Origin of the sequence: Streptomyces nanshensis (assembly GCF_001751255.1) — a bacterium.
Lineage (GTDB): Bacteria > Actinomycetota > Actinomycetes > Streptomycetales > Streptomycetaceae > Streptomyces > Streptomyces nanshensis_A.
This window is the reverse complement of record NZ_LJGW01000061.1, coordinates 1-4,950: the sequence shown is the minus strand read 5'-3', so window position 1 is coordinate 4,950 and position 4,950 is coordinate 1. Positions and strand designations below refer to the sequence as shown.

Below are 4,950 nucleotides of genomic sequence, written 5' to 3'. Positions count from 1 at the left end.
CCGTCCTGATTCACCGCAGACCCACGCACCACCGCCAACACCCGACGCNCGCCCACTCGGCGCCGTCAGACCATTCGACGCACCGTCCTGATTCACCGCAGACCCACGCACCACCGCCAACACCCGACGCCCGTTGCGACGCGCATCCGACAACCGCTCCACCACCAGCACACCCACACCCTCCGACCAGCCCGTACCGTCGGCGTCGGCCGAGAAGGACCGGCAGCGGCCGTCCGTGGCGAGACCGCCCTGCCGGCTGAACTCGACGAACATGCCGGGCGAGGCCATCACGGTCGCTCCGCCGACCAGGGCCAGGTCGGTCTCGCCCTGGCGCAGTGACTGCCCCGCCAGGTGCAGCGCGACCAGCGACGAGGAACAGGCCGTGTCGACGGTGACGGCCGGACCCTCCAGGCCGAGGACGTAGGCGGTGCGGCCGGAGGTGACGCTGGAGGTCGTACCGGTGAGGGCATGGCCGTCGGCGACGGAGCTGGACTCGTGGAGCCGGGGCCCGTACTCCTGCGCCACCGCGCCGGTGAACACCCCGGTCTGCGTGCCGCGCAGACCGGCCGGGTCGATCCCGGCGCGCTCCAGCGCCTCCCAACTGGTCTCCAGCAGCAGCCGCTGCTGCGGATCCATCGCCAGCGCCTCACGCGGCGAAATACCGAAGAACCCCGCGTCGAAGTCTCCGGCCCCGGTGAGGAAACCGCCCTGGTGGCTGTCGGACACGGTGCCGCCCTCACGCAGCGCGTCGAGGTCCCAGCCGCGGTCGTCGGGGAAGCCGCCGATGGCGTCCCGCCCCTCGGCGACCAGCCGCCACAGGTCCTCGGGCGAGGAGACCCCGCCGGGCAGGCGGCAGCCGATGCCGACGATCGCCAGCGGCTCGTCCGCGTCGGGTGCCGGGGCAGCGGGGGCGGCCGCCTCCTCCCGCGTGGTCCCGGCGAGGAGCAGCCCGGCGAGGTGGTCGGCGACCGCGGCGGGTGTGGGGTGGTCGAAGAGCAGGGTGCTGGGCAGCGGGCGCTCGACGGCGGCGCTGAGGCGCTGCCGCAGTTCGAGCACGGTCATGGAGTCGAACCCGGCGTCGGAGAACGCGCGGCGCGGGTCGACGGCGGTGACATCGGCGTGGCCCTGGACGGCCGCCGCGTGTGTCAGAACGAGGTCGAGCAGCGCCTCCGGTGTCGTCGCGGCGGGGGCGGCGGCCACGGCGCGGGAACGCCGGACCGTGGCGGCCGGACGGACCAGGGAGCGCAGCACCGCGGGCACGGACGGCTGGCGGCGCAGGGAGGCCGCGTCGAACGCCACCGGGGCGGCGACGGGCTGCCCGAGGGAGAGCGCACGGTCGAACAGTGCCAGGCCGGAGCCCTCCGTCAGCGGGGCGATGCCGCGGCCGGCCCAGCGCTGCCGGGCGGAGTCGTCGAGGCCGGCGGCCATCCCCGTGTGCTGGTCCCAGAGTCCCCAGGCCAGGCTGACGGCCGGCAGTCCCGCGCGGTGGCGCCGCACGGCGAGCGCGTCCAGATAGGCGTTGGCGGCGCCGTAGGCCGCCTGGCCCGGTACGCCGAGGTGTGCGGAGACCGAGGAGAACAGCACGAACGCGGTCAGGTCCGTGTCCCGGGTCAGCTCGTCCAGGTGGGCCGCGGCCGCCAGTTTGGGCGCCAGGACCGCGTCGGCCCGCTCCGGTGTGAGCGACTCCAGCAAGGCGTCGTCGACGACGCCGGCAGCGTGCACGACGGCGGTGAGCGGGTGTTCCGCGGGGATGCCGTCGAGCACCTCGCGCAGGCGGTCGCGGTCGGCCGCGTCGCAGGCGGCGAAGGTGACGTGCGCGCCGAGGCCGGTGAGGTCGGCGCGGACCGCCTCGGAGCCGGGGTGGTCCGCGCCGCGGCGGCTGAGCAGCAGCAGGTGGCGCACACCGTGTTCGGCGACCAGATGACGGGCGAGCAGCGCGCCGAGACCGCCGGTGCCGCCGGTGATCAGGACGGTGCCCTCGCGATCGAGGGGCGCGGGCAGGGTGAGCACGACCTTGCCGGTGTGCCGGGCCTGTTCCATGTACCGGAACGCCTCGGGGGCGTGGCGCAGGTTCCAGGCGGTGAGGGGCGGCGGCTTCAGCGTGCCGGAGTCCTCGGACCGTGCGCGGTCCGAGGAGCCGAACAGGCCGGCCAGCCGTTCGTTCATGGCGGCGATCAGGTCCGCGTCCACCTCGTAGAGGTCGAACGGCAGATAGCGCACGCCAGGATGGTCGGCGGCGACGTCCTCGGGGTCGCGCAGATCGGCTTTGCCCATCTCGACGAAGCGTCCGCCGTCGCCGAGCAGGCCGAGGGAGGCGTCGGTGAACTCCCGGGCCAGCGCGTTGAGTACGACGTCCACCCGGCCGAAGGCACCGGCGAAGGCCAGGTCGCGCGAGGAGGCGATATGGGCGTCGTCCAGGCCGAGGGCGCGCAGCGCGTCCCACTTGCCCGGGGACGCGGTGGCGAACACCTCGGCGCCCAGGTGCCGGGCGATCTGTACGGCGGCCGTGCCGACGCCGCCTGCCGCCGAGTGCACGAGGACCTTCTCGCCCGGCTGCACGGCGGCCACCTCGGCCAGCCCGTACCAGGCGGTGAGAAAGGCGATCGGCACGGCCGCGGCCTCGGCGAAGCTCCAGCCCTCGGGGAGGGGGGTGAGCAGGCGCCGGTCGACGACGGCGACGGGGGTGAAGCCGCCGGAGAGCATGCCGGCCACCCGGTCGCCGGGGCGCAGATCGGTGATGTCCGGGGCGACCTCGGTGACCACTCCGGCCGCCTCGCTGCCGAGCACGGCCTCGCCGGGGTAGGCGCCGAGCCTGATCAGTACGTCGCGGAAGTTGACGCCGGCGGCGCGTACCGCGATCCGCACCTCTCCTGTCCGCAGCGGCCGGTCGGCGGCGGAGTCGGGGACCAGGGCCAGTTCACGGGTGCGGGAGTCGCCGACGTCCAGACGCCACGGGCCCTCCGGGGCCGTGAGCGGAGTGCCGGCGCGCTCCAGCCGGGGCAGCAGGACCTCGCCGTGGCGGAGCACCAGGTGCGGCTCGTCGGACAGCAGGGGCAGAGCACGCTCCAGGACCGCTTCCGAGGCCGGGTCGCCATCGCTCTCCACGAGGCCGAAGCGCTCCGGGGCCTCGGCCCGGGCAGCGCGCAGCAGCCCGCCGAGCGCGGCTCCGGCCGGGTCCGCCGCGTCGGTCACCAGCACCAGGCGTCCGGTTCCGGTGCCGGCCCACTCCCGCAGGCAGGTCAGCACCTCCGCGGCAGCGGTGCGCGCGTCGGCCGCCGTGTCGCCGGTGTCCGGGACCTCGGGGCGCAGGAGGACCGTCCCGGTCTCCGCGGCCGGTCCGTCCTGCGGCAGTTCGGCCGGCTCCAGGCCCGGTGTGAACAGGGCGCCGCCGGACACTCCTCCGGTGGCCTCCCGGAGGGTCAGCGATTCGACGGTGAGCACCGGCTCTCCCGCCGGGGTGACGGCCTCCAGCTTGACGGTGCCGCCGTCACCGGTCAGCCGTATCCGGAGGGTGTCGGCGGGCCGTGGTACGGCGGCGGCGCCGGTGAAGGAGAAGGGCAGCAGGACGTGGTCGCCGCTGGTGAGCAGCAGCGCGTGCAGGGCGCTGTCGAGCAGCGCGGGAGACAGGTCGAAGGCGGCGCCGTGCTCAGCGGGGTCCAACCGCACCTCGGCGTAGGTCTCCTCGCCGCCGCGCCAGACGGCCCGCAGGCCGCGGAAGGCGGGGCCGTAGCGGTAGCCGCGGTCCGCCAGGTCCTCGTACAGCCCGTCGAGCGGAACCGTCTCGGCGCCGGCGGGCGGCCACTGGGCGGGGCTCCAGTTATGGGCGGGGGCCTGGGCGGAGAGGCTGCCGGTCGCGTGGGTGGTCCAGTCGTCGCCTCCGCTGCGGGCGCGGATCTCCAGTTCGCCGCCGTCGGGGGCGGCCCACACCTGGATCTCGGTCCCGGCCGGGGGCAGCGGCAGCGGAGTGTGCAGGACCAGGTCCGCGACGCCGGCCGCACCGGTGTGCCGTGCGGTGCGCAGCGCCAGTTCGAGGAATCCGGTGCCGGGGAACAGCACGGTGCCGTCGACGACGTGGTCGGCGAGCCACTGGTCGGCGGCCGGTGCGAGGCGTCCCGTGAGCAGGACGCCGACGGCACCGGGGAGGTCGAGCGCCTCCGTGAGCAGCGGGTGGTCGAGGGTGTCCGTGCCGGTGCGGGCGGCGGGCTGCGACCGGAGCCAGTAGGACTCGTGCTGGAAGGGGTAGGTGGGCAGGTCGGCGAGGGGCCGCCGTGCGGGCAGGACCGCGGTCCAGTCGACGGGGGCGCCGTGGGCGTGGACCTGTCCCAGCGCGTGCAGCAGCGTCAGCGTCTCGTCGTGCTCGCGCCGGGCGCTGGGCACCGCGGCACGGTCCGCCAGCATCGGCGTGAGCACGGCGTCCGGACCGATCTCGACCAGTACGTCCGCGGCGCCGAGACCGGCGACCGCGTCGGCGAACCGTACCGCGTGCCGCGCGTGGTCCAGCCAGTACTCCGCCGACGCGAAGGGGTGCCTGCTCTCCGCCGCCGCGCTCACCGCCGTCCGCGGCTCGGCGAACGAGAGTCGGCCGAGCACCGTGCGGAACTCGTCGAGCATCGGCTCCATCAGCGGGGAGTGGAAGGCGTGACTGACGGACAGCCGCGTGGTCTTGCGCCCCTGGTCCTCCAGCTTCTTCGCGATCCGCCGTACGGCCTTCTCCGCGCCGGAGAGGACCAGGGAGGCGGGAGCGTTGACCGCGGCGACCGCGACCTTGCCCGTCTTCGGCAACAGCGGCAGCACCTCGTGCTCCGTCGCCTGCACCGCCGCCATGGCGCCGCCCGCCGGGAGGGCCTGCATCAGCCTGCCGCGTGCCACCACCAGACGTGCCGCGTCCTCCAGGCCGAGTACTCCGGCGACCACTGCGGCGGCGATCTCGCCGACCGAGTGCCCCGCGAC

2 pseudogenes are annotated in these 4,950 nt (G+C 75.2%); both read right to left on the bottom strand.

Annotation, left to right across the window (positions count from 1 at the left end):
- Positions 1–1,980: pseudogene (locus AN218_RS39160) on the bottom strand (type I polyketide synthase); the annotation flags it as partial.
- A 36-nt stretch (positions 1,981–2,016) separates the two neighbouring features.
- Positions 2,017–4,950, bottom strand: a pseudogene (locus AN218_RS39155) (acyltransferase domain-containing protein); the annotation flags it as partial.